Here is a 25,238-nt window from a genome sequence, read left to right as displayed (position 1 = left end):
GCCACACCAGGTTCTTCGCCTTCGGTGCGATGAGCGGATCAACGCAGTCCAGCGACACGTTGGCCGGGATGCGGCCGGTGCGGAAGACGTCGATGATACCGCCGGTCTGGAAGAGCGCGGCACCCGCCTTGGAGGGACTCGCCCTGCACGTCGTCGATGCGGCCGGCGACCACGACGTCGGCTTTACCCAGAGCAATCTTGCTGCATAACCCAGATAAAGATCCAGCCCACTCTCGACTAGGTCGAGGTGGGCTGAACGATTAAACGAAGCTCATCACGGCGCACGACACCCCGCCAGACGGACGAACAAATGAGCAGGCAGCGAATGCGGTTGAATGGACGGTGTCAAGTTTTTCGTGGCTGGGTGAATTTCTTCGCATCATCAATCGCATGCAGAAATCGCGTACATCGTGTAGGCTCACACGCAGCACTAACAGCCCGAAAGAAGAACGAGAAAGCATAAAGGAGGCGAACCGCGATGATGACCTATAACAATCAGCCGCTAGGACGCTTCTTTAAGCAACTCTTCTAACAGGCTGACTTGACCATTTCCCGGGAAAGCGGCCCTGCTTATCCCGGACGTTGGTGCCAGCCGCGCGACCCGCGCGCAAACTTATAAGTCAGCCGCCCAAGCAGGCCCTTTCTCACGAACTGCGTTACGCAAACGCAGAGAAAGGCTCTTTTATGCGCCTGCACAACTTCGCCTCCATTGTTGAAGACAAGACGGTGGCGCAGGCACAACTCGTCGCTGACCTGCCCTTCGTCTACCCACACGTGGCGCTCATGCCTGATGCCCACTTCGGCAAGGGCTCCTCGGTCGGCACCGTTTTCGGCACGCTGCGTGCCGTCATCCCGGCTGCCGTCGGCGTGGACATCGGCTGCGGCATGATTGCCGTGCGGACCCACCTTACGCACGCGGATATCCAGGACTTCGCTCTCGAGGACCTGCGCACCGCGGTCGAAGACTCCATTCCACTCTCGCCCGGAAACTACAACGGTTGGATCATGGACCCGCGCACCGAGGCCCGCACGCGCGAGCTCGCGCAGCTGGCCCAGGACACCGGCGTGGACCTTAGTCATTCGAAGCACTGGCGCCAGCAGCTAGGCAGTTTGGGCGGCGGCAACCACTTCATCGAGCTGTGTCTCGACGAAGAAGATCGCGTCTGGCTGTTCCTGCACTCCGGCTCGCGCGGCGTGGGTAACAAGATTGCACAGAAGCACATCAAAGCTGCGCAGCGCCACTGCGAGAAGCACTGGATCCAGCTCGCGGACAAGGACCTGGCCTACCTCGTCGAGGGCACGGAAGAGTTCGACTCCTACATTGCGGATCTCCACTGGGCACAGCACTTTGCGCTGCTCAATCGCGATGAGATGATGGACCGCTTCCTCGACTGCGTCGCCACCTGGTCCGGCGCGGATCGCGAGAACCTCGAGCTCGAGCGCATCAACTGCCACCACAACTACACCCAGCGCGAGAACCACTACGGTAAGAACGTGTGGCTCACGCGCAAGGGCGCCATCAAGGCGGATGAGGGCGACCGCGGTCTCATCCCCGGCTCGATGGGCACCGCCAGCTACGTCGTGGAAGGCAAGGGCTACGCGCCGGGCCTTAAGTCTGCGCCGCACGGCGCCGGCCGCGTCATGTCGCGCACCCAGGCCAAGGCCCGCTTCACCGAGGAGGACCTTGCCGCACGCATGGAAGGCATCGTCTATCGTCCCGGCGCCGAGTTCGTCGATGAGATTCCGGACGCCTACAAGGACATCGACCGCGTGATGGCCGATGCCACCCAGCTCGTTGAGGTCAAGCACACCCTGCGCCAGATCCTCAACGTTAAGGGCACCTAATCTGCGCCATTAAGGGACCGTCACTTTGAGTGACTGTCCCTTTTGCGCTTTCCGATGCCTTTCCTGCAGCGTCGCACCAGCACGACGCTTTGCCTTATGTAAGGAAACGAAGCGCGTGACTACTAATGATTACTGCTTATTTATCGCGAAGGGCTGGAACCGCTCGGCCGGTCGGAGGTGAAAGCCGAGTATTAAACTGCGTCGAGGCGAGTTGGCGTTCAGCATCGTTGACCAACATGAAAACATCGTCAGCGAAGTAACCGAGAAGCCCGCCCACACCGATGACTTTCTTACGCAGAATGCCAGCGTCGGTGAGTGAATCGAGAGCATCTCGGGCCGTGCTTGTCGATGAAATCCCCAGCTCGGACTTCACGATGGGCACCGTGACCAAAGGCATGGCAGGTAGCTTCTTGAGCAGTTGGAACTCCGTCGAATTCGATTTCAATGCGCGCTTGCTTCCTTGCGCAGTGCGGTGGTGATTGACCTTGTCCATCCATTCTGCTTCTAGGGCGGCGACGCTATCCGCAAGTTCAGCTGCTTTGGTGGTGGCGACTTGTGCAGCCTTGACGAAGAAAGAGATCCATGCCAGCACGTCACCCTCGCGGAATTTCGTGAGTCCGTCGACGTAACGGTCACCGAGCGTTGCCAGAACCATACTGACGGGGAGAACCGTAGCATCGGTGAGCCCTCTGCGCTGCAAAAGCGCGTGAATCTTGGCTCGCCCCACGCGTCCATTCCCATCCGGGAATGGGTGGATGGTCTCGAACTGTGCATGAACCAGCGCTGCCTGAACGAGCGCGGCGTGGTCTGCCCCGTTGAAGTATTCAATGAGATCGTCGAGGAGTCCTGGGACTTGTACAGGAGGCGGGGGACAAAAGCCGCATCGATGGGGTGATAGTCAGACCCGCCAATCCAGTTTTGAGTAGTTCGTACTCCTTGCAAAGGCTTTTCTGCAACGAGCGCTGTCTGCATTGCAACAATGTCATCCAGGACCAGCTCGTCTTTGTAAGCTAAGTCTGCATTGATGGTGTCGAGGATGGCGACATTGCGGGCGACAGCTGTTGCGGATTCTTTGAAACCCCGAATTTCGGAATCTGATTCACGCGCGAGGATCGCCATGGCCACTTTGTCGGAGTTGGGAGCGATTCCCTCGATCCGGGAGGAAGCGACGGCCTCAGAACGGAGCAGGAGTCGCACAACTCCTTCAAGGGAGTGGGTATTGTCTCTCATCCCAAGATTGTGAATCTCCCGCTCGATGCGAACGATACGTCGCGAGAGCTCGGACGGAAGCTTCAACGACATGCTTGCGAGGGGATCGGGAACGAAAGCGTGATACTTACCTCCTTGTTTGGCGCGTTGAGAAAGACCACTGCCATCAGCGGGGATCCATTCCAATTCGCCTGTCTTTGCCACAGCTGACTCCTGTCATGCGCTTGGGGCATTGGAGATAAGACTTATCCCGGTAGATCGATATCCTAGTTTACCGGGATAGCTGTTATCCCGGTGGACTGCGAGCGCAATGCGCCAGATAACTCTTATCGTGAGCCACTGCTTTGCAGACGTGCGGTTGAAGGTGTCTCAGGTTGGGATCGACGGGCGCACCTACAATCCACATGAGTGGTTCGTCGCGCCGCTTCCCTTTTCCGGAAGCGGGCCTGAGCTCTATCTACTACTGGCTGGTCTGGCCAGCCAGTTAGCTAACGACTACACACTCGGGAATTCACCGTTGCTGCCCAGGCGCGCATCGGCGTCGAGGAGCATGGAGATTTCCGCGGCCTTGTCGGCGTCGACGAGGCCGTAGCCGTCAATCATCACCTTGGCGTCGGCGTGCGGCAGGCGGCGGCCGTCGATGACCTCGAAGAGCGGCGCGCGGCCCAACATGCCGGCCTCGAAGCGGGCGTGACCGGCGGCTAGGCGCTGCTCGGCACGCTCGCGCCAAGCAGCTGCAGCGTCAGTGCCGCGCTGCTTGGCGACGGCCTTCTCAAACACGCCCGGGTGCGCGTACACGATGAGCGCGCCGACGTGTCCGAAGCCCAGCGAGGTCAGCGCCGCGGCCTTCACGCTGCGGCCCGCGGCTGCCAGATCCAGCGGCGAACGCAGCCACACCAGGTTCTTCGCCTTCGGTGCGATGAGGGGATCGACACAGTCCAGCGAGACGTTGGCGGGGATGCGCCCGGTACGGAAGACATCGATGAGCCCGCCGGTCTGGAAGAGCGCGGCGCCGGCTTTGGAGTGGCCGGTGAGCGTCTTTTGCGAGATGACGAACATCGGCTGATCCGCGTCGCGCCCGATAGCTGGCCACAAGATGGAGTGCAGCTCGGACTCGTTCGGGTCGTTGGCGTTGGTGGAGGTGTCGTGCTTGGACAGCACCGTGACGTCGTTCGGGCTAAGGCCCAGCCCGCGCAGCGAGCGTGCGAGACGAGAGTTCTCTCGACCACGACCGGCGCCCAGAGCGCCGAGGCCCGGAGCCGGAATGGAGGTGTGGGCGCCGTCGCCGTAGGAAGCGGCGTGGGCGACCACGGCGAGCACCGGCAGGCCGAGCTCGGCCGCCAGCGAACCGCGCACGAGCAGAACCGTGCCGCCGCCTTCGCCTTCGAGAAAGCCGCCGCGGCGGCGGTCGTTGGCGCGGGAGATGAAGCGCTCGTCGATGCCCTGCGCGGTCATGGCGGAGGTCTGCGCCGTGGCGTTCATATCGCCAAAGCCCTGCAGTGACTCGACCTGAACGTCATCGATGCCGCCGGCGACCACGACGTCAGCTTTACCCAGCGTAATCTTGTCGACGCCCTCCTCGATGGACACCGCGGCCGTGGCGCAGGCGCCGATGGGGTGGATCATCGAGCCGTATCCGCCGACCAAGGACTGCATGGTGTGCGCTGCAATGACGTTGGGTAGGGCTTCCTGCAGGATGTCGGAGGGGCGGTCCTCGCCCAAGAAGCGGGAGACGAAGACCTTGTGCAGGGACTCCATGCCGCCGATGCCGGTTCCCTGCGTGGTGGCGACCTGGCCTGGGTGGACGGCCTGCAGGAGCTCGGCGGGGCTAAAGCCTGCCTGGGTAAAAGCATCGACGGCGGTGACCAGGTTCCACACGGCCATGCGGTCGAGGGAGTCCAGCATGTGGTCCGGGATGCCCCAGCGGGCGGCGTCGAAGTTGTCCGGCATCTGCGCGGCCACGGTGCGGGTCAGCGTGGCCTTGCGCGGCACCTTTGCGGTGGCGCCCTTGTGGCGGGTGACCTCCCACTCGCCGTCAGCCTCGCGGATGCTGGTGAACTCTGGGTCGGCTTCGGCGATGTCGCGGGCGAGTGCTTCCGAGCTGACGCTGAAGGTGATGTCGCGGTCCAAGAACACCGTGGTCAGGTCGATGGAGCCGCGGTCAACCAGGTGGTACTTATCGGTGAGCTCGCGGACGCCGGCGCGGGCCACGACCTCGTCGCGGAAGCGCTCGTAGATGTCCTCTTCTGCAATCTGTTCGTCAGTCTCGCCGACGAACCAGCCCGGCGTGGGCTCCTCGTGCCATGCGATGAGGCCGGTCATCCACGCGAGTTCGATGACACCGGCGGCGGTCAGCTCGCAGGAGCCGTCGCGCTGCAGGCCATACTCGGCCTCGAAGCGGGTGCGGCCGGAACCCCAGGAGCTCACCTCGCCGATACCGGCGATGACCACCATGTCGTCGAGGTCGGTGGTGATGTCGCCAAGTTCCTCAGCCAGCTGCGGCTGCACCGGGCGTGCCGGGGAAGGCAGTGCCTTGATGCGGGCGGTGGTGTTCTTGACGGCACTCTCTGCAGCGGACTGCGCAGCAGGCTTCTCGACCTCTAGGGAGGTCAGCGAGAAGCCTTCGAGACCGCCGGTGAGGTCTGCCTCGATCGGGCGTTCGGTGGCGCGGGCGCGGGACTCGGCGGAAGCTAGGTCTAGCAGCTCAGAGGAGATTTCCTCCGGCGACCAGACGTGGATGCCGGCCTTCTGCGCGGCTGGAACGAGGACGTCGTTGCCGCCCATGAGGTGAGTGCCTGCAACCCAGCCGATCTTGGCTTGCGCAAGGGTGACGCTGGCAGGCCAACCAGCCTCGACGTTCCACTTGGCCAGGATGGCGTCGAGCGCGGCCTTGACTTCGCCATAAGCGCCGTCGCCGCCGAAGGTGCCGCGGTTGGGCGAGCCCGGCAGGACTACGTGGCACCGGGTGGGGCTCGGGGCCTTGACCGCGAGGTCAGAGAGGCCGCCGATGAGGCGCTCGACCGACCACAGCAGCAGGCGAGCCTGGGACTCCGTGGAGGAGCCGGCGTCTGCAAGCGAGCCGGAAACAGACGGTGCCGCGAATGGGAATGCCAAGGTTGGGGTGAGCGCTGGCTTGAGAATCTTCACCTCGTTGCCCACGGATTCGCGCTGCTCGGAACCGATCCACTCCACCAGGGAGTCCACGTCGCGGAAGCTGGTGAGGTTGGCCGGAACCAACCACAGGGCAGATCCCTGGCGGCCGTGCTCGGCGTAGAGGCGGCGGGCGAATTCCTTACGGGATTGGGTCACTCGCGATGCCGTCATGATGACGGTTGCGCCGCCTGCGAGGAGGCGCTCGACCACGGCGGTGGCAATGGAGCCCGGTGCGGCGCCGGTGACGAGGGCGACGTCGTCGGCGTAAGCGCCGCGTTCGGTGGACTCGGCGGCTGCGGCTATCTGCTCGAAGTGGGCAGAGTCGACAGCGGTGTTCCCCGAGCGTGCCCACCAACGGGCCTGTTCAGCCACGGTGGCGCCGGCGCCCTGGAAGACGGCAGGCTGCGCGAGCTCGTCGTCGGCTACGATCTCACCGAGTGCTACGCGGGCGAGGCGCTCGCGGGCGGTGGCCCAGGCGTCGTCGAAAAGCACGGCGTGTGCCGCGTCGAAAGAAGGGGTGACGGACTTGAGCCAGCCGGAACCGAGCTCGGCCTCGACGGCCTCGATGACCTCGGTGTCTGGGGCGGTGGCCTCGGCAGGCTCGGCGACGTGGCCGAGCTGGGTGAGGACCTGGCGGGCCACGGTGGCGAGCACGCCGTTCTCACCGGTCACGGTCTCGGCGTAGGCCTCGAGAGCGGCGGAATCCACGACCCCGCCGGAGGCTCCACCTGCGGCAGCGCCCTTGGAGACACTGGCGCCGTGCGCATTGGCGACGCCCTGGACGGCGGCGTCGATAAGCTCGTGCGCCGCGGACTTGCTGGTGGCGCTGGACGGAACCGTGTTCAGGCTGCCGCCGCGGACGGAATCCTCGTCGCGGGAGCCGAGCAGGATTTCGGCCTCGACGTGGGCGACCCAAGACTCAGGCAGGCCCCAAGTGCCGGTGACGTACTCGGCCACCGCGGCGGGCTTGAGGCCCGCAGCGCCGAGCAGCTGGCGCAGGCGTGCGGTGACGGCTTCGCCAAGGACGCTGCCGAAAGGCGCGTAGCCAGGGGCGGCGGCGTTGACCTTTTCGCGCAGCGAGGCGACGTCCGCGTCTGCCGCGCCGTCGATTGCAGGCACGCCGATCTCAGCGGACATGTCCATCAGGAGCTGGTTGCGGCGCGAGGAAACGCCGTTGGTGAGCTCCTCGATGGTGTCGGAGTCGTTGATCTGGTCTATGCGGATCTTGTTCTGGAACGCAAAGAGCACCATGATGGCCTCGGCCGCGCGGAAGGTGAGCTCGGGGGCGGCACCTGCGGAAGGCGCAGCCGGGGCAGGACCTGCGGGAGCGAACTCGGCCGGGGCTGGCGCGGATTCAGTGGCTGGGGTGGCTGGGGCGGCTGGGGCCGATGCGGCCTCGACAGTCGGTTCCTCTGTCTCTGGGGCGGTCTCGGGCTCTGGTGCTGCCTGGACGTCCTGGAGTATGACCTGGTCTTGGTCGCGCTCGACGTTGAATACGGGCAGGTCGCGGCCTGCCACGGCCAGGGAGCGCTTGGCCAAGTTGGTCAGGGTTGGGGAGGCGGCAAGGCCGACCTCGATTAATTGATCGACCTCGTCGAAGAGCAGTTCCTGGGTCTCAATCCAGCGCACCGGGGAGGCGAATTGCCAGGACAGCAGCTCGATGAGCAGCAGGCGGGCGAGGGCCTGAGGTTCGAGAGAGGAAGCGTCGAGGCCGTCGAGCTTGCCAGAAGGAGCCATCGGGGCCACGGTGTCGACGAATTCTTGGGTCAGCTCGAACGGCACTGCCACGAGGTTCGGCACGTAGCGGCCGACCAGCGCGTCGAGGTCGAGCTCAGCCGGAAGGAGCTCGTCGAGTTTCTCCGCAAACGCGGCCACGCCATCGCGCAGCACGCGGGAGTGGAACGGGACGTCGATGCCCGGAACCATCACGGCTGCGCGTTCCTTGACAGCGTTGGCGCGGCGGACCAGCTCGCGCAGGCCGGCCTTGGTTCCAGCCACGGAGTACTGCTGACCGCGGATGTTGTAGTTGACGATTTCTAGGAACTCGCCGGTTTCTTCCGCAATGGAGGCGACGTAGGCGTCCACCTCATCACCGCTCACGCCGATCATGTTCGGACGCAGCGCGGCCATGGCGTACTCGGAATTCCCCTCCGCGTCGCGTGGAACGAGGCTTCCCATCGCGGAGCCGCGCGAGTAGACAATGTCGATGACCGCTTCGAGATCAAAGATATTGGCCAGCGAGGCCAGCGCTGTGTACTCGCCGAGGGAGTGGCCAGCGTACATCGCATTTGAGGCAACGGCGTCGTTTTCGCGCAGGCGCGCAGTCTGCGCATAAGCCACCACGGCCAGTGCTACCTGCGTGAATTGGGTGAGATGCAGCACGCCCTGCGGGTGGACGAAGGTTTCATCGTTGACGCGCAGGGAAGTGGGGTTGTCATCGATGACGTGTCGGATACTAAAGCCCAGCGCCGCACGGGTGTGCTGGTCGGCGCGGCGCCAAATCTCCCGCGCGGCCGGGGAAGCGGCGCGGTCCGTGCTGCCCATACCCTCGGCTTGGATGCCCTGACCCGGATAGATGTAGGCGGTGCGCGGCTGTGCAAGCAGCGCCTGCCCGCGGGAGACTACTTCGCCGTCGATGCGGCAGGTGACTTCGAGCGCGGCGTGGATGCCCTTGCGGCCGACGCGCTCGACGACGATGTCAATGACGTCGTGCAACTGAACCATTCCGTACATGGAATAGGTCCAGCCCACCACCTGCCCGTGGCGGGCCGCGAGGTGCTGCGCGGTGGCAGAAAGCCACATGCCATGAACCAGCGGAGCCTCGAGAGCCACGAGCTGGGCGGCGTTATAAGAAGTGTGGATGGGGTTGTAATCGCCCGAGACCAGCGCGAATGGGGTCATATCCTGCGGGGCAGTGACTACCGCGCGGTCGATAAAGGAGCGCGGGGTGGAGGTGATCTTGGTCGAGGATTTGCCGCCGCCCCACTCCGGAGTCGGCGTAGGTGCCGCGGTGCCGCTCGCGCGCCCACGGATGGCAAAGCGCTGGACTTGCGTAGCGACGATTTCGCCCGCATTTTCCGGGACGTCGGGGCCGTTGCGCAGTTCGAGCTCCACGGTCACGATTCGCCCGGAGGCGGATTCCTCGATGGAGGTGCACTGGGAGGTGACGTCGATGCGGCGGCCGTCGGCCAGCTGGGCGAGAGGAACACGCAGGTCCACGAGGTGATCTAGGTGCACGGCGTTGAGCAGGCCCTCGATGACTGGGTAGCCATCGGGCAGCAGGCCAGAGCCCAGCGCGGTGTAGATGGCCGGCCAGCAGGGGCCGACTAGCACATCGGGGGTGCCCACCGGCAGGGCCGTCTCAGCCACGGGCAGGCCCGCGCCGGTGACAGCGGTGTGCGCCTCCAAAAGAGAGGCAGGCAGGTGGAAGGAGTAGTGCGCGCGGCCGAAAGGCGCCTCCGCGTCGATGCTGTCTTCTTCGATGCGTGGCATCTCGTCGATGACGTCGCCTTGCTCGGCCACCGAGCCCACGCCGGCGAGGCCGCGCAGGAGCGCGTAGACGGCATCGGGCAGGCGCTCGTGGGAGACCACCGGCGAGCCGCCCGTGGACACATCGGCCGGCAAGTCCACAGGCACGGTGACCTCACGGACGTAGAAGGGGCGCTGGTTATCCGGCAGGTTATCCCAGTAGGAGTCGGCGTGAATAACAATTTCCCATTGGCCGGTCTCATCCTGGCGTAGCTCAAAAGCGGAGGCATCCATGTGGAAGGCCGGGTTATCCATCAAGTGGCCATGCCAGACCAGGGTGGGGGAAGCCTTGATGAATTCCGCGGCGTCAGCAACCGCGTGCAAGCGGGAGAAGAGGCGTTGTGGCTCTTCGCCTGTATCGCACAACTGTTGGGTGGTGGCGGCCTCGAAGCGCGCGAGCAGCTCCGCCACGGGCTCATCCTTGCGCGTGATTCCGGCAACCGACACGGGGCCCGGGATGATGCGCACTTGGTCGGCGGTGTAGCGCGGGTCCTGCGCCTGCCACAGCGTGTCTTTGCCAAACCACGTCTTGAGATCGCCGTCGATGGCAGGCACCCACGGCATGGGTTTTACATGTTTGTAGTGCAGCGAGATCCACCAGGCGGCGTCCCGTGGGGACACGCTTGTCGACGCCGCCTCCGGGTAGGTTTCCAGCAAAAGCTTTAAAGCGGCAGGGGCATCGTGGACGTCATCGATGCTTGGGAAAAGGGTGTCGATCTCGCCGTGATCCGCCGGGTTGAGGCGCGCCTCCACGCGGTGGAGAAGGTCGAAAAAGCGGTCATCCCAGGTGGGATCGACGAAGGGGTGGGCCAGCTCGACGAAGCGCTCCAGCCACTGGGCGTAGGTCATCTTCTCGACGTCGCCGAAGTAAGGCTTCGAGGTTTTGTTAAGGGCGGCGATGATTTCTGCGCGGTGGGCCGCGTAGTCCTCGGTGGACAGGGAAGTGATAAGGCGCGAGGCCGCGGCGAAGGAGTTGTCGAGGTCGTGGATATCGGCCAACAGGTGGGATTGGGAGGAGGCCACGCCATTGGTGCCGGTGCCGCGGCCGACCCAGCCGCCGTTGTCTTCTGGCGAAATGCCGGTGGTGTCTACCAGCAGCTCCTTGACCGAATCGGTGGCCTTGGCCTCTTTGGTGGCCATGGCGACGGTGCCGATGAAGACGGCGTCGACAGGCAGGCGCAGCTGACCGTAGCGCAGTGCCCACTTGCCAGTGAGATAGTCGGCGGCGCGCTGTGGAGTAGAGATGCCACCGCCCACTGCGAGCACTACGTTGTTGTGCTCACGGATTGCGGCGTAGGTCTCGAGCAGCATGTCATCGAGGTTGACCCAGGAGTGGTGGCCGCCGGCGTGGCCGTCCTCGACCTGCATGATTACCTGGTGTTCCGGGTAGGCGGCGGCGATGCGCAGGACGTCGCGAATCTGCTGGGCGGTGCCGGGTTTGAAGGAGATATAGGGGAAGCCATCGCTGTGGAGCTGGTTCAGTAGCGAGCCTGCTTCCTCGACTTCTGGGATGCCGGCAGAAATGCACACGCCGTTGAATGAGGCGCCAGCCGCACGCGCCTTGGGCACGATGCGGGTTTGACCGAATTGCAGGTTCCACAGGTAACGGTCGAAGAACATGGTGTTGAACTGTGCCGTGCGGCCTGGGTTCAAGTGTTCTTCCATCACTTTAAGATGGGTGCGGAAGACCTCGTCGGAGTACATTCCGCCGCCGGCCATCTCGGTCCAGTGGCCGGCGTTTGCGGCGGCGGCCACGATCTCGCCGTCGGCGGTCGTTGGCGTCATGCCGCCCAGCATGATGGGCGAGAGACCCGTGAGATCGGAGAATCGGGTTTGGGTATAGAAACGGCCATCGGGAAGCTCCACCAGGCGGGGCGCGAAGTCGCGGTAATCAAGCGGCTCGGGCAGCTCCGTGCCCGGTGTGGCAAGGGCGTCGCGTTGCTCGGGCGTAGCAATCTCTACGATGACGCTGCCGCTGCCGGTGACCAGCGGCTCACTCAGGCGCGTTAGGGAAGCGTCGAGGCTGAGCAAAAACTCCGAGCCTTGTGCTTGCTTTTCAGCGATGTTTGCCTGGATAAGGCTCGGCCAATCGTGTTCTTCGACGAGAATTTCGCGCGCCAGGCCGTGGTCTGTGATTCCGCAGGCAGCTGCCCATTCTTCGGTGAGCTCGGCGGCGGCGTGAAGGCTGGGATGGTGGAAGGGAAGGGCCACTGGAAGCTCGGTGGCGTGGAGCTCGAGCTCGTCGCCGCCTACGGTCCGCTCTGTGAGAGTGGCGTTGTATTCATCCACTGCGCCTTCCAAGGCGGTGCGCGTGGCTGCGAGGTAGTCCGGGGAACCGGATAACGCGAAGGCCCGGCGGCCGTTGACCACGGCTATGACGGCATCGCCTTGGAGGCGTTCCTCCACGAACTCGCGCGTGAGTCCGCGCAGCGCCAGCATGTGCGAGCGGGCGTCGACGCTGCCGTGGCTTGCCGACGCCGCCGTTCCCATCACTAGTGCCAAGCTCAGCGCCTCCTGCGGGTCGTGCAGCGCCAGCACTCCGAGGGAGCCTTGGGAGTGGCCGAGTGCTCTTTCCGGACGCAGGCCCAGCTGCGCGAGATGCTCCACTGCGGCGATCTGCCCGAGCACGATTCCCGGGATGGAATAGGCGGGGAAGACGTCTGCGTCCTGGACGTTGTCCTCGCCGTCTATAAGTTCCTGCAGGCGGCCGAAGACGCCGGGGCAGGTTGACGCGATTTGGCGCGCGACTGGGGCGGTGGTGGTGCGGGCGGATTCGAGGAGCTCGACCAGGCGGGTGCGAACCTGTGGCTGCGCGGCGGCCTGTGCGAGTGCCTTCTGCCAGGCAGAACCCTGGCCGGCGAAGAGGATGGTGGCGCCAGTTAGGCGGTGAAGTGGTGTCAGGGATGACAAATGCATCGGGTTATTACCTCGGAGTTTTTTGGTTGGAAGAAAAAAGAGGAGAGGAAGTAAAACCGCGTTAAAGAATAGTTAGCTATAACAAAATAAACGCGATGACGACACGGTAGCTTACATAGGCGTAAGTTTGCAGCCTTATTCGCCCAAAATGTGAGGTTTTACTCAACTTTGGGGGTGGCTGGAAGAATTACAGAAAACGCTCGGCCACAGCGCGGCGGCGGAGTTTGCCCAGGCCATCGCGGCCTAGGTCTGGAACCACGATGAACTCGCGCGGGACCTTATAGCGGGCGAGCTGGCCACGGCACCACTCGCGGAGTTCTTCCTGCGTGGGCTGCGCGGCATCCGCGGGCGCGCCGGGTTGGGCGCTGGCGAGCACGATGCAGGCTACGACGTCTTCGGAGCCGTCGGGGCGAGGGCGGCCGATAACGGCGGCGTCGGCAAGCGCAGGGTGAGAAAGCAGCACCTCTTCGACCTCGCCGGGGTAGACGTTGAAACCGCCGGTGATGATGGTCTCTTTGAGGCGGGCGCGCAGGGTGATAAAGCCATCGGCGTCCTGAGTGGCGAGGTCGCCCGTGCGCAGCCATCCGTCCTGGAAAGCGGTGCGGGTGGCCTCCGGATTGTGGAGGTAGCCGGAAAAGACCTGTGGCCCGCGCACGAGTAGCTCCCCGGTGTCGGGGTCGATGCGTACCTGCGTATCCGGCATGGGGATGCCAATGCAGCCGGCGCGGCGGTGTTCGTTCAAAGGATTGCAGGTCACAACGGGCGCGGCCTCGGTAAGCCCATAGCCTTCCACGAGGAAGCCGTGGGCCTGAGTCTCCCACTGGCCGATGGTTGCAGAGGGCAGCGTCGCGGCGCCGGAGATGGCTTGGGCGATCTTCGGAAGCTCCGGTGCGGCGTCCACAATGCGCTGATAAACCGTAGGGACCGCGGGCAGCCAGGTGGGAGGGGCTGCCGCAATTGCCGCAAGGATAAGCTCTAGGCGCGGGGCAGGCACGAGGCTAATCGACGCCCCCGTGACCACACCTACCGTCAGCGACATGGTCAGGCCATAGGAGTGGAACAGCGGCAAAACCGCCATCGCTTGTGGGTGCTCCTCCGGTAGGCACCAGTGGGCCATTTGCAGTGCGTTGGCGGCGAGGTTGCCATGAGAGAGCATGGCGCCCTTGGGGGTGCCCGTGGTGCCGGAGGTGTAGAGGATGAGTGCGAGATCGTCTTTGTTTACTTCGGCCCGTGGCGTTTGCTTCTTACCCTCGGCGAGGAAATCTTCCCAGTCTGCGTCGGCGTCGATGACGTGCTCAAGCTGCGGCAACTCGCGGAAGATGCCTACCGCCGGCCCCTGTGCGATGGCTACGCGGGCGCCATGGTGGGCCACCATCGGGGTCAGTTCATGCGTGGTGAACTGGGGATTGTGCTCCACCACGGCAGCGCCCAAGCGCAGTGCCGCATAAAAGGCAATGACGTGGGCGGGGCGGTTAGCAAGCGCCAAGGCCACGAAGTCGCCGCGCTGCACGCCGCGGGCGCTCAGTGCGCTGGCGGCCCGGTTGATCTCGGCGTCGAGCTGCGCATAAGAAAGTTCTTCGCCCATATAACGCAGCGCCACCCGCTCGGGGTGCGCGGCGATGGTCTCAGCCAGTTGGCTAAGGAGCGTGGCGTTGCCGTAGTCCAACGAGGTGGGCGTCCATTCGCCGTAGAAGCGGTGCCAGGGCTGAGAAGAAGAAAACTGCATCGCTTTTAAGCTTAGCCCTGGCTGCTATGGCGGGCCTAAACCGCTAGCTGTGGTTTCCGGACTTTAGGCGCTGCAGCAGATCCGCCTGCACTTCGCGGCGGCGAATCTTGCCTAGCTGGTCTGCGGCAAGGTGCTCGAAGTGGTAGAAGGTGCGCGGCACCTTGTAACGGGTCAGGTTTTGGCGCGCGAAGTCCTTCATGCCTTCTGGGTCGAGGGCGGCGCCGTCACGCAGGATGACACAGGCGACGACGTCCTCGGAGCCGTCTGCACGCGGGCGGCCCACCACGGCGACATCGACGACGTCGGGGTGCATGCCGATGACCTTTTCGACTTCACCAGGGTAGACGTTGAAGCCGCCGGTGATGATCATCTCCTTGATGCGGGAGACGATCTTGATGAAGCCATCGGACTCCATGACCGCCATATCGCCGGTGCAGAACCAGCCATCGTGGAAGGCCTTTTCAGTGGCTTCTGGGTTCTTGAAGTAGCCCTTGAACACCTGCGGGCCGCGCGCGAGCAGCTCGCCGGGCTCGCCGTCTGGCATGGTCTCGTCAAGGTTGTCCGGGTTAGCGATACGGATTTCGGTATCGGGGAAGGGGATGCCGATGTAGCCGGGGCGTCGTGAATTGTTCATCGGATTGCCGGTAAGGACCGGGGAAGTCTCGGTGAGGCCGTAGCCTTCAACCAATAGGCCGCCGCTCAAAGACTCCCACTTCTCAACGGTCTCCGGCGGCAGCGCGGCGGCGCCCGATAGCGAGTTGTGTACGCCGGTGATGTCGACGTTGTTGGCTTCTGCAGCTTCGATGATCTTGGAATACAAGGTGGGCACGCCAGGCAGCCAGGTAGGCCGGTGCTTTTTCATGATGTCCATGATGAGCGGGATCTTTGGTGCCGGGGTGAGTACGAGCTCGCCGCCGACGTAGACGCCGAGTGCTGCGAGGAGTGTGAGGCCGTAGATGTGGAACATTGGCAGAGCGGCCAGCATGCGCTCGGGTTTATTGCCAAACTCGGGCACCCAGGCCACACCTTGTTTCACGTTGGCGCAGATATTCGCGTGGGTGATTTCCGCGCCCTTCGGTGTACCCGTGGTGCCGGAGGTGTACAGGATGATGGCGGTGTCTTCGGGGTGAATTTCGGCGTCGGCAAGCTTGGTGCCATCGCCGCCGATTGCGGTGCCGGTCAGGGTGCTCCACGGCACGGTGTTGGGCGCTGGGGCGGTGAGCTGCTCGCGCTGCTCCGTGATGGGTGGGATAGGAATGCGCAGGAGCAGCTGCTTGCTGCGCGGCATGGCCTCGGTCATGTTGACGGAGATGATCGTCTCAAGCGGGGTGGTTTCGCGCAGCTGCTCGAAGGTGGCGGTCATCTTGTCCCAGACAATGGCCACGCGGGCGGCGTGATCCTGGAAAAGGCCCTCGAGCTCGTGGGCGGTGTAGAGCGGATTGTGCTCGACGACGATTGCGCCCAACTTGAGCACCGCATAAAAGGCCGCGATGTGCTGTGGGCAGTTAGGAAGCGCCATGGCCACGCGATCGCCGGGGCGGATGCCAAAGGCCTTAAGCCCGGCCGCTGCGGCGCGAACCTGGATATCTAGCTCGTGGTAGCTTTGTTGGCGTCCAAAGAACCAGGTAGCCGGCCAAGTTCCGTGCTTGGCAAGGTTCTCGTTGTAGATATCAAGCAGGGTCTGTTCGCCGTAGTCGAGGTGGTGGTTGGTCCACTCGGCGTAGCTGGCAAGCCAGGCTTTGGACTCGTATGCAGATGGCTGGGTATCCGACATGACGTCACTCCTTTGGGGTGGCAAACAGTTTTGTTTCGGACATTATAACCATTTTGTGAACTAAATACTTCTGCCTGCCAAACTTTTGCGATGGGGTAGTTGCCGTTTCTCCTTAGCTCGCCGTGTTTGTGGTCCGCTAGAATTCACATTTGTACTCATAGTTCTTGCAGGAACCGAGACGGGGAAGCGGTGAGTGTTTCGTGGTTGCTTTACTTTTCACGGCTGCGGGAATCTACGGCCTCGTTGTAGTGGCGGGCGCGGTTGGTGCTGATTCCGTGGGGTTTGTTGTCACGGTAACGCTCATGGGGTTTGGCTTTGCGCTGTTCGTCGGTGGCTCACTGGAGCGCTATCTTCCGGCCTCGTTGTGGCGCCGATTCTCTCTTTCACGTGCTGCCAGCCGACGTTGGGGCGTGGATTGCTTCAACGCCTTTCTCTGGCGAATCGGTTGGAACAGGCACATAGTCGCAATGCGAAAGCGCGAATCGGATGGCAATGAGAAAGGTCCGATCCTGCGGCACGTCCGCGCCTCTGCGGTTGGGCATTCGTGGTCGGTGCTGCTTCATGTAGCCAGTGCGATTTGGGCGGTTACCGCCGACGGCTGGCTGGCAGCGGTAGTCCTCCTAATGATCGGGATAATTGGCCATGTTTACCCGGTCCTATTGCAGATCCGCGTTATGACGCGGTTGAGGGATTAGTCGTTTCAGGCTGTTGCTGCTCTTTTTGGTCCCGTGCAAAAGTTCCCTTTCAAAGGGTTGTATGTCGAGTAGAAGCTCGTCAGGAAACGGCCAAAAGCTCTTTTTGCCCGGCGATGGGAGCTGAGCAAAAAGAGCTTTTGAAGGGGAGCTTTTGGAAGGGACCGGGAAGTCGAGCCGGAAGCAGCGGCTACTGCCCAGCCTTCTCTTTTTCCAGGCGCTCGAGCAGATCGGCCTGGACCTCGCGGCGGCGAATCTTGCCCATCTGATCCTTGGCCAGTTCCTCGAAGTGGTAGAAGGTGCGCGGCACCTTGTAGCGGGTGAGCCGCTCGCGGCAGAATTCCTTCAAACCTTCAGGGTCGAGCGCTACGCCGTTGGCCAGGTCGATGCAGGCCACGACGTCCTCAGAGCCGTCGGAGCGCGGGCGGCCGACAACCGCGACGTCGTCAATCGCCGGGTGTGTACGCAGTACCTCTTCGACCTCACCTGGATAGACGTTGAAGCCGCCGGTGATGATGATTTCCTTGATGCGCGAAACCAGGCGGATGAAGCCGTCTTCTTCCATGATGCCCATGTCGCCGGTGCGGAACCAGCCGTCGTGGAAGGCAGCTTCGGTGGCCTCAGGGTTGTTGAGGTAGCCCTTGAATACCTGGTGGCCGCGGGCGAGGACCTCGCCCTCGACGCCGTCGGGCTGGGTTTCGTCGAGGTTGTCCGGGTTTGCGATGCGGATCTCGGTATCCGGGAACGGGATGCCCACGTAACCTGGGCGGCGATCGGTGCTCATCGGGTTGCCCACGATGATGGGGGAGCACTCGGTTAGGCCATAGCCTTCAACCAGCAGGCCGCCGGTATATTCTTCCCACTTTTCCACGGTATCGACAGGCAGGGTGGAGGCGCCGGAGAAAGCCGCGCGCACGCCCTTGATATCAATGTTGTCTTCCTCAGCTGCCTTCACGATGCGCTCGTAGAGGGTCGGCACGCCCGGAATCCACGTCGGGGTGTGCTTCTTCATCAAGTCCATGATGAGGGAGATGTCCGGCTTCGGGATGATGACCAGCTCGCCACCGATGAGCGGCTGCAGGATGACGTTCATGACCAGGCCATAAGCATGGAAGAAAGGCAGCGCACACAGCATGCGCTCTGGCTTATCGCCCAGGCCAGGGACCCAGTGCTTGCCCTGCAGAATCACGGCAAAGAAGTTGCCGTGGGAAAGCTGCGCGCCCTTTGGCTGCCCCGTGGTGCCGGAGGTGTACATGATGACCGCCACGGTGTCCTTGGTGACGTCCTCCGGCGTCGTGACGTCGCGGCCGTCGCCGCCAATCGCGTTGCCGATGAGGCTATCCCAGGTCACGGTGTTCTTTGCGTGGGTAGAAAGCTGCTCGCGCTTGGACTTAAGAAATGGCAGGTACTTCAGCGCCATCTTCTGAGTCGTTGCCATCGCATCGATCATGTTGATGGAGATGACCGTCTCAAGGTTCGTGGTGCCGCGCAGCTTCTCCAGGGTAGATGCCGTCTTGTCCCAGGCAATCGCGATGCGGGCGCCGTGATCTTTGAACAAACCCTCCAGCTCGTGCGCAGTGTAGAGCGGGTTATGCAGCACGGCGATAGCGCCGAGCTTCAGGATGGCGTAGAAGGCCGCAACGTACTGCGGGCAGTTCGGGGCGACGATGGCCACTTTGTCACCTGGGCGCACTCCAAATGCCCGGAGGCCGGCGGCCGCGCGGCGAACTTGGCGGTCGAGCTCAGCAAAAGTCTGGGTCTTGCCAAAGAAGTACGTCGCGGGCTTATCCGGGTTGATTGCCAGATTGTTGTCGTAAATGTCGAGGAGAGTGGTGTCTCCGTAGTCAAGGTGGTGTGGTGTCCACTCTGGGTAGAACTGGAGCCACTCCTTGTTGTCGATTGCCGACATGGGGAATTCAGCACCTTTCGGTTACGTAAGTTTTAGCACGGGCCAGTATAGCCACGAATAGGGAACGCTAGACTGTGTAGCTATGCGCATCGCGATGATTTCTCTGCATACCTCCCCTATCGAGCAGCCCGGTTCCGGCGATGCCGGCGGCATGAATGTCTACGTTCTTAGTATCGCGCGGCAGCTGGCTAAGCAGGGAGTAGAGGTCGATGTCTTTACCCGTGCTACCCGGCCTAGCCAGGGGGAAATCGTCGAGGTTGAAGAGCGCCTCCGGGTTATCAACATCGTGGCCGGCCCGTACGAGGGCCTTGATAAGGAAGACCTTCCCACGCAGATGATCGCCTTTGCCGGTGGCCTGGTGCAGTTCGTGAAATGCTTTGGGCTGGAATATGACCTTATTCATACGCACTACTGGCTCTCCGGCCAGGTGGGCTGGCTGCTGCGTGATCTGTGGGGCGTGCCGCTGGTGCACACGGCGCATACTTTGGCGGCGGTAAAGAATGCCCACCGCACCGCGGACGATGCGCGTGAATCGGAAGCGCGCCGCATCTGCGAGCAGCAGTTGGTCGATAACGCTGACCTGCTCGTTGTGAATACGAAGCAGGAGGCGCAGGATTTGGTCGAGCATTACGACGCCGACCCTTCCCGCATCAAGGTGGTCTCGCCCGGCGCTGACGTTGAGCTGTTTACTCCGGGCACCAACCGCAACACAGAGCGTTCGCGCCGCGAGCTGGGCATTCCGATTCACACCAAGGTCGTGGCCTTCGTGGGCCGTCTGCAGAAGTTCAAGGGCCCGGAGGTTCTCATTCGCGCAACCGCTGAGCTCATTGAGCGCGATCCTTATCGCAATATTCGCGTGCTGTTCTGCGGCGGCCCATCGGGTGCAAACTCGACGCCGGAGTACTACCAGAACCTGGTGCATAAGCTGGGGCTTTCCAAGTACGTGCGCTTTCTAAGCCCGCGTCCGCCGGAGGAGTTGGTCTCCATTTACCGCGCGGCCGATCTGGTGGCGGTGCCCAGCTACAACGAGTCCTTCGGGTTGGTGGCTTTGGAGGCACAGGCCTCCGGTACCCCCGTTATCGCTGCGCGCGTGGGCGGCCTACCCATCGCAGTGGCAGATGGAAAGACCGGCGAGCTCGTCGACGGCCACTCACCCGAGGCTTGGGCGGATGCCTTGGAGCACTTGCTTGACGACGACCCGCTGCGCATCAGCATGGGCGAAGCCGCCGTCAGCCACGCCGCGAAGTTCAGCTGGGCTGAATCCGCCAACGTTCTTGCCCGGATCTACGAGGAAGCCCTGCACATCGAGGTCCCGGATTGCCATGCGCGCCGGGCAATTGGTTACTAAGTAGCGGGAGAAAAGACTTGATGTCTAAAGGCATGACTTTTCTGCGCACTCTCCGCTTAGGCGATGTGCTGCTTGCGGGCTTGGCCGTGTTACTGGCGCTCTTGTACACCCTGGTACCGGGGCCGCTGCCTATGGAGATCCACATCGTGCAAGCTGTGGTTTCGTGGGCCTTTGTCCCGTTCTTTCTCATTTGGCGGTCGCGGCCTGTCATTGCTCCGGTAGGGATGATTTTCTGTCTAGGGGCATGGGCAATTACCTGGATGCTGGCGCTCCCGACGAATTCTGGATTCTCTCCGTGGTTGGTTGCTGCTCCTTTAGCTGTTTATTCTTCTGCGCGTTTATGTGAAGAACGGTGGATTCCAAAGGCTATTCTCGGCGCAACGTTCGCTGGCACTTTCGCTTCGCCGTTCATGTGGAAGCTGCAACCAGACCTGACCGAGCGATACCGAAGCGGAACGGATTTTCTATTTACTTTCCTTTTCCACTGGCTACTTTTGTTACTCGTTTATGTAGTTGCGGTGCGTTTGCGTGACAAGGAGGTGGAACGGCAGGCGCGACAGCGTGAAGCTCAGGAAGAAGAGCGGCTTCTTATCGCGCGTGAACTACATGACGTACTAGCTCATTCGTTGACCCTCATCAAAGTTCAAGCAAATGCTGGTCTTGTTGCTTCGGGGACATCGGAGGAAGCATTGCGAACTATCCGAACTGAAGCGGACGGAGCGCTCGCGGAGGTGCGTTCAATTGTGTCCTCGCTACGGGCGCCGACAACGCGCGAGCCATCTCGCCAACTATCCGATATTCCCAAGGTCGTGGAAGGTTTTCGCGCTGCAGGCCTTGATATCAGCGCAGATTTACCGAATACCCCGGTGACTCTTCCTGCGCTAACCCAATTGGCTTTGGTCCGGATTATCACGGAGGCACTGACTAATGTGCTTCGCCACCAAGGGACAGGGGCGACAGTTCGCCTGAAACTTTCTGATTCTGCTGCGCTGAGTGTTGAGTCATGGGGTAGACCACAAGGAGAGACATCAGGAGCCGGTGTAGGTTTGGTGGGAATCGCCGAAAGGGCTACAGCATTGGGTGGCTGGGTGCGTACCTCCGGAGACGCTCGGCACTTCCTAGTGGAAGCACAATTTCCGCAGAGGACAACATAATGATTCGAGTACTTCTTGCTGATGACCAGCCGCTGCTGCGCAGTGCGTTGGAAACCATTCTTAATGCCGCAGGGGACATTAAGGTCGTTGCCGCGGTCGGTGATGGGCAAGCAGCCGTCGAGGCTGCAGCTGCGCATTCGCTCGATATTGCGATTCTTGATATTCGGATGCCAGGGATGGATGGAATAGCTGCTGCAAGTGCCCTCTTGGCAAGGAACCCGTCACTTAGGGTGATCATGCTAACGACGTTTAATGAAGAGGAGCTGGTTCGTTCTGCGTTGCTCGCGGGAGTCCATGGTTTTCTTCTCAAAGATTCAGACCCGGAGGTGCTTTTAGGCGCTGTTCGTGCGGTTCATGCAGGAGAAGCCGTCCTAGCAAGCGGAGTGACCGGAACGGTTTTGGAGGGCTATCGCGCAGCGATTGCTGGACGAGCCGAACTATCAGCAGCGCAAAGGCAAGGGCTTGCATTGGTGACTCGACGCGAGTTGGAAGTGCTGCGGCTGATCACTAGTGGCGCGACTAACCGGGAAATTGCCCAAGAACTCGTCCTCGCTGAGACCACCGTAAAGACGCACGTTTCCTCGCTCATGTCGAAGCTGCAAGCTAGGGACCGTGTGGCTTTGGTGTTGCTAGGCCAAAAAGTCCTACTGCAGTAGGAGAACTTCCGGCCAAGGTTGGTTCTGCTGGGGGATACAGGAAAGAAGCTACGGCGACATACTTCTTTCATGTCCTCATCACTTAGCTTGTCACGTGTCACCAAGTCGTTCGGGAACCAGCGAGTCCTCAACGACGTCTCGCTTTCAGTAACTCCTGGACGAGTACATGCTTTGCTTGGGCGAAACGGCGCGGGAAAGTCCACCCTGATGTCGATTTTGTTGGGACTTTCATCTGCAGATTCGGGAACAATCGGTAAGCTGCCCACGGTCGGTGCGTCCTTGAATGGGCCAGCTTTCTACGGCCACCTCAGCGCACGGAATAACCTCCTTGTGCACACAAGATTGCTTGGTCTGCCCGCGGAGGAGGCCGATCGGGCTCTTGCTGTGGTTGGGCTGGTGGACGTCGGTGGCAAGAAAGCCAAGAGTTTTTCCACCGGAATGAAAGCTAGGTTGGCCCTAGGACAAGCGATTCTCGGCGACCCCGAAGTGCTCGTACTTGATGAGCCGCAAAATGGCCTTGACCCGCAAGGAATTAGTGAGCTGCGTGAGCTGCTGCGTGACTGGGCTGCGCGAGGCGGCACGGTTCTAGTTAGTTCTCACCAACTTGGGGAAGTACTTCATCTCGCAGATGACATTTCTGTGCTTGCACAAGGTGAAATCGTTTATTCGGGGCCTCTGCGTGATTTGGCTCCGGAAGGAAACTTGGAAGAAGAGTTCTTCCGCCTCACCGCAGGGGGACGCAATGTTTAGGCGTCAGCTTCATACCGAGCTGTTGCGCGCTCGCGGTACTTCGTTGGTGTGGTTGCCTTTGATAGCCGTGCCTTTGGTCCTTCTGACATATAACCTTTCTCGCCTTGCATCTCCTGCCACCGATGCGACGGGCGTACTCATGTGGCAATCAATGTATGTCACCGGGATGGCGGCTCCACTTGTTGCAATGTTTGCTGCAGCTGCGGAGGCACGGGAGAAGCGTGCTCGGTTTGGCGGGACGCATATGCGTTTGGCGGGGCTTCCGAAGGTGCAAAGGACGCGATTCTTGAATGCCGAAAGGTTGGCCCGCCTCCTCGTTGTCCTCCTCAGCATCGCTGTATTTCATGTAATTAATTTCGGCGGAAGTTGGTTGGCCGTCTATTCGCGCGAGAATAGCTCACGCATTCTCGCTGTCGGTGTGCTGTGCTTTGTCGGCTCGATTGGTATTGCTGGATTGGCAGCAGCAGTAGCACGCCTGACCAACTTGGTAGTGACACTCGTAGTGTTTGTTATCTGGCAACTATTCTTTGCTCTAAATCCCGTCGTGGAAGCCGACAATTGGTGGATGTGCCCGCCAGCATGGCCGGTGCGAGCTGTATTGCCGATTATGGGCATTCACCGAAACTCCGTTCCACTTGAGCCGGGTGCGTCTTTGGCAGCTGAGAAACCATGGAACGCATTAGCTTTGTGCGTTCTTCTTGCTCTGGTGGGAATTGCAGCAGCGCTCTGGGCACCAGATAGCTGGCACCCACGGCTAGTCCGACGCTCGAAAGCGACAGCAAACGAACCTGGGGTGGGGTGGAAGCCCGCTGTGGTTACAAGGGATTGTGCACAACGGCCACGGCCATTTTTAGCGCTTTGCTTTGCGGCTACGGCACCAGCGCTAGTGGCCTGCATGGTCCTTAGCGCAACGCTGCTGGTATTTACCGCTTTGCTGTACCCGGCCTCTTATGTCCATGGCCTGTTCGTGTTCGGCATTTTGCCCATCGGATCGGGGCTTGCACCCGTGCTGGGATGGGCTGCACTGCGCGATAGTTGGCCGTTGATGTTGCTCGAATATCGAGGGTGCCGAAGCACCTTGATCTACTGGTTAATCAGCGTGGTCGCTGTAATGTCAGCATGCAGCTTGCTTGCTGGGCTCATTGCTGGCGGTGCGCTTGGCGATGAGCTTCGCCGCCTCGTGCTCAGCATCGCAGTGGGCACCATTATCGCTTTGGCAAGCTTGCTATTAAATGCCCGATTCGGGAGCACGTTCACGCTTGCTCTGAGCATCGTGTTTGCGATCATTTCGCTTACGTTGGGCGGAGATGTCCTAGCGAATACTCCATTGTGGACTGTAGCCTTTAGCGCTTGGCCGGAGACGGTCACGAATATCGGCCGAATGACAGTAGCGATACCCGTGATTGTGGTAGCGCTCGCATCCCTTTGTTTCTGCTGGCAGAAGAAGGCTCCCATGGTCGGGAGCTCGGATTCTTAACTCGCGAGTGACTTCGTCCAGGAAGTCCACCAGAACTTCGGCTCAATGCCCAGCTTCGCGTTGATGGCGAGCATGCGCTCGTTGCTCAGCGCGTTGTAGGTGGTGACACGCTTTAAGCGTGGGTAGCGGGCAGCGGCTTCGCCCCAGAGCGCCTGCTTGACCAGCATGCCCCAGCCACGGCCACGGGCGCGGCGGTGGGTGATGGTCAGCTCTTGCTTGGCTACTTCGGGGTGTGAGGGATCGAGGAGCAGCACGGAGAGGGCGGCGATGCCTTCTTCATCGATGAGAACCGCATTGGCCGTGACCGTCTTGGAGCGAGCATGGTGCTTTGCGGCTTCCTGCAGCATTTCTTCGGTCCACTCGCGCTCGATGGGGCCTTCGGCGGTGGGGACGTCGAGGTCAGCAATTGAGAGGATCTCAAGGAAAGAGTCGGTGTGGTCCGAGAGGTGCTCGGGCAGGAGGTGGCCCTCGAAGTACTCGGCGCGCAGGCCTGCAGGCAGCTGCGCTGGCTCGGCTTTGGCGAGTTCAAGCTGGCAAGCCTGCTCCACGATGCCGAGTACAAAGCCGTGGCCTGTGAAAGCGGCGGCGCGGGGGTCGTCGTCAAGCCCGCCTATAGCAAAGTCAACATCCAATGTAATGGTGGTGCGGCCGTGCTGTGCCATGAGCTCCGCGGCCGCATCCAAGAGCGCATCGAGAACTTCTTCGCTGTAGTCATCGACGAAGATGGGGGCCAAATAGGCCAGCGTGGTCTCACCCGTCAGCGGCATGTTTACTCGCAGGAACCCGCGCGCACCGAGGTCGGTCTCATCCTCCTGGGCGCGCAGCTGGCCTTCCTGCTCGCAGGCGGCGAGCAGGAAGGAAAGGCGCTGGGAACTTGGACGCAAACTATTGAGCAAGCTGTCCATGGACTCGCAGAAATCATCGTTGCCTGCGAGGTATTTAAGCAATGCGCTGTCCGCCTCGTGGCATACGCGCAGCGCTAGGGAAGGGGAATCGTTGGTTTCCAAGTGGGGTGGGGCTATCTGAATGACGTGCATGGCAGCTTCTGCTTTCGGCGAGTGTTTTCCATTTAATTGTGATTTAGATTTCTTGAGCAGTAAA

The 25,238-nt window shown here is 61.7% G+C and carries 13 protein-coding genes and 1 pseudogene; 8 read left to right on the top strand and 6 right to left on the bottom strand.

What is annotated here, in order from left to right:
• Window positions 1-209 (top strand): hypothetical protein (locus HMPREF2692_RS13245; RefSeq protein WP_168166288.1); only part of this gene is annotated, 209 nt, incomplete at its 5' end.
• 475 nt (window positions 210-684) lie between these two features.
• Window positions 685-1,845, top strand: a complete 1,161-nt coding sequence (locus HMPREF2692_RS06445) for an RtcB family protein (protein WP_061920324.1) — start codon at window positions 685-687, stop codon at window positions 1,843-1,845.
• A 136-nt stretch (window positions 1,846-1,981) separates the two neighbouring features.
• Here HMPREF2692_RS06445 and HMPREF2692_RS06440 read toward each other — a convergent pair.
• From HMPREF2692_RS06440 to HMPREF2692_RS06425, 4 genes and pseudogenes are all read right to left on the bottom strand, one after another.
• Window positions 1,982-3,258, bottom strand: a pseudogene (locus HMPREF2692_RS06440) (Fic family protein).
• A gap of 291 nt (window positions 3,259-3,549) precedes the next feature.
• The gene (locus HMPREF2692_RS06435; protein ID WP_061920326.1) at window positions 3,550-12,651 is read right to left on the bottom strand and encodes a type I polyketide synthase; all 9,102 of its coding nucleotides are present in this window, start codon (window positions 12,649-12,651) and stop codon (window positions 3,550-3,552) included.
• A gap of 187 nt (window positions 12,652-12,838) precedes the next feature.
• Window positions 12,839-14,377, bottom strand: a complete 1,539-nt coding sequence (locus HMPREF2692_RS06430; protein WP_061920327.1) for an AMP-binding protein — start codon at window positions 14,375-14,377, stop codon at window positions 12,839-12,841.
• Window positions 14,378-14,420: 43 nt separating this feature from the next.
• Window positions 14,421-16,151: a long-chain-fatty-acid--CoA ligase gene (locus HMPREF2692_RS06425; RefSeq protein WP_061920329.1), complete on the bottom strand. Its 1,731-nt coding sequence runs from the start codon at window positions 16,149-16,151 to the stop codon at window positions 14,421-14,423.
• 200 nt (window positions 16,152-16,351) lie between these two features.
• Here HMPREF2692_RS06425 and HMPREF2692_RS06420 point away from each other — a divergent pair, with 200 nt between their 5' ends.
• On the top strand, window positions 16,352-16,846 hold the full coding sequence (locus HMPREF2692_RS06420) for a glycosyl-4,4'-diaponeurosporenoate acyltransferase CrtO family protein (RefSeq protein WP_061920332.1): 495 nt from the start codon (window positions 16,352-16,354) through the stop codon (window positions 16,844-16,846).
• 187 nt (window positions 16,847-17,033) lie between these two features.
• On the opposite strand, the gene HMPREF2692_RS06415 is transcribed toward HMPREF2692_RS06420, so the two are convergent.
• The gene (locus HMPREF2692_RS06415; RefSeq protein ID WP_061920333.1) at window positions 17,034-18,752 is read right to left on the bottom strand and encodes a long-chain-fatty-acid--CoA ligase; all 1,719 of its coding nucleotides are present in this window, start codon (window positions 18,750-18,752) and stop codon (window positions 17,034-17,036) included.
• An 82-nt stretch (window positions 18,753-18,834) separates the two neighbouring features.
• Between HMPREF2692_RS06415 and mshA the strand changes: the two genes are divergently transcribed.
• The 5 genes from mshA to HMPREF2692_RS06390 all read left to right on the top strand — a co-directional run bounded on the left by mshA (window position 18,835) and on the right by HMPREF2692_RS06390 (window position 24,137).
• The gene (mshA, locus tag HMPREF2692_RS06410; protein ID WP_061920335.1) at window positions 18,835-20,100 is read left to right on the top strand and encodes a D-inositol-3-phosphate glycosyltransferase; all 1,266 of its coding nucleotides are present in this window, start codon (window positions 18,835-18,837) and stop codon (window positions 20,098-20,100) included.
• Between the two features lie 20 nt (window positions 20,101-20,120).
• The gene (locus HMPREF2692_RS06405; RefSeq protein ID WP_082778540.1) at window positions 20,121-21,254 is read left to right on the top strand and encodes a sensor histidine kinase; all 1,134 of its coding nucleotides are present in this window, start codon (window positions 20,121-20,123) and stop codon (window positions 21,252-21,254) included.
• The gene (locus HMPREF2692_RS06400; RefSeq protein ID WP_061920336.1) at window positions 21,254-21,910 is read left to right on the top strand and encodes a response regulator; all 657 of its coding nucleotides are present in this window, start codon (window positions 21,254-21,256) and stop codon (window positions 21,908-21,910) included. The genes HMPREF2692_RS06405 and HMPREF2692_RS06400 overlap by 1 nt, the downstream gene beginning before the upstream one ends.
• A gap of 69 nt (window positions 21,911-21,979) precedes the next feature.
• Window positions 21,980-22,660: an ATP-binding cassette domain-containing protein gene (locus HMPREF2692_RS06395; protein ID WP_061920338.1), complete on the top strand. Its 681-nt coding sequence runs from the start codon at window positions 21,980-21,982 to the stop codon at window positions 22,658-22,660.
• A gap of 286 nt (window positions 22,661-22,946) precedes the next feature.
• The gene (locus HMPREF2692_RS06390) at window positions 22,947-24,137 is read left to right on the top strand and encodes an ABC-2 family transporter permease (RefSeq protein WP_141741015.1); all 1,191 of its coding nucleotides are present in this window, start codon (window positions 22,947-22,949) and stop codon (window positions 24,135-24,137) included.
• Here the strand turns inward: HMPREF2692_RS06390 and HMPREF2692_RS06385 are convergent.
• Window positions 24,134-25,174 carry a hypothetical protein gene (locus tag HMPREF2692_RS06385; protein ID WP_061920342.1) on the bottom strand — a complete coding sequence of 347 codons (1,041 nt, stop codon included), beginning with the start codon at window positions 25,172-25,174 and terminating at the stop codon, window positions 24,134-24,136. The genes HMPREF2692_RS06390 and HMPREF2692_RS06385 overlap by 4 nt on opposite strands.
• Window positions 25,175-25,238: the final 64 nt, after the last annotated feature.

This window comes from Corynebacterium sp. HMSC036D03 (genome assembly GCF_001836185.1).
GTDB lineage: Bacteria > Actinomycetota > Actinomycetes > Mycobacteriales > Mycobacteriaceae > Corynebacterium > Corynebacterium simulans.
The sequence above is the reverse complement of the archived record's forward strand: the minus strand, read 5'-3'. Positions and strand labels throughout refer to the sequence as shown.

What these genes read in the sequence shown, in the direction of transcription:
- HMPREF2692_RS06435 (WP_061920326.1), bottom strand. Translation starts at nt 12,651, where the DNA reads ATGCATTTGTCATCCCTGACACCACTTCACCGCCTAACTGGCGCCACC.
- HMPREF2692_RS06385 (WP_061920342.1), bottom strand. Translation starts at nt 25,174, where the DNA reads ATGCACGTCATTCAGATAGCCCCACCCCACTTGGAAACCAACGATTCC.
- HMPREF2692_RS06425 (WP_061920329.1), bottom strand. Translation starts at nt 16,151, where the DNA reads ATGTCGGATACCCAGCCATCTGCATACGAGTCCAAAGCCTGGCTTGCC.
- HMPREF2692_RS06445 (WP_061920324.1), top strand. Translation starts at nt 685, where the DNA reads ATGCGCCTGCACAACTTCGCCTCCATTGTTGAAGACAAGACGGTGGCG.
- mshA (WP_061920335.1), top strand. Translation starts at nt 18,835, where the DNA reads ATGCGCATCGCGATGATTTCTCTGCATACCTCCCCTATCGAGCAGCCC.
- HMPREF2692_RS06400 (WP_061920336.1), top strand. Translation starts at nt 21,254, where the DNA reads ATGATTCGAGTACTTCTTGCTGATGACCAGCCGCTGCTGCGCAGTGCG.
- HMPREF2692_RS06415 (WP_061920333.1), bottom strand. Translation starts at nt 18,752, where the DNA reads ATGTCGGCAATCGACAACAAGGAGTGGCTCCAGTTCTACCCAGAGTGG.
- HMPREF2692_RS06430 (WP_061920327.1), bottom strand. Translation starts at nt 14,377, where the DNA reads ATGCAGTTTTCTTCTTCTCAGCCCTGGCACCGCTTCTACGGCGAATGG.
- HMPREF2692_RS06395 (WP_061920338.1), top strand. Translation starts at nt 21,980, where the DNA reads ATGTCCTCATCACTTAGCTTGTCACGTGTCACCAAGTCGTTCGGGAAC.
- HMPREF2692_RS06405 (WP_082778540.1), top strand. Translation starts at nt 20,121, where the DNA reads ATGTCTAAAGGCATGACTTTTCTGCGCACTCTCCGCTTAGGCGATGTG.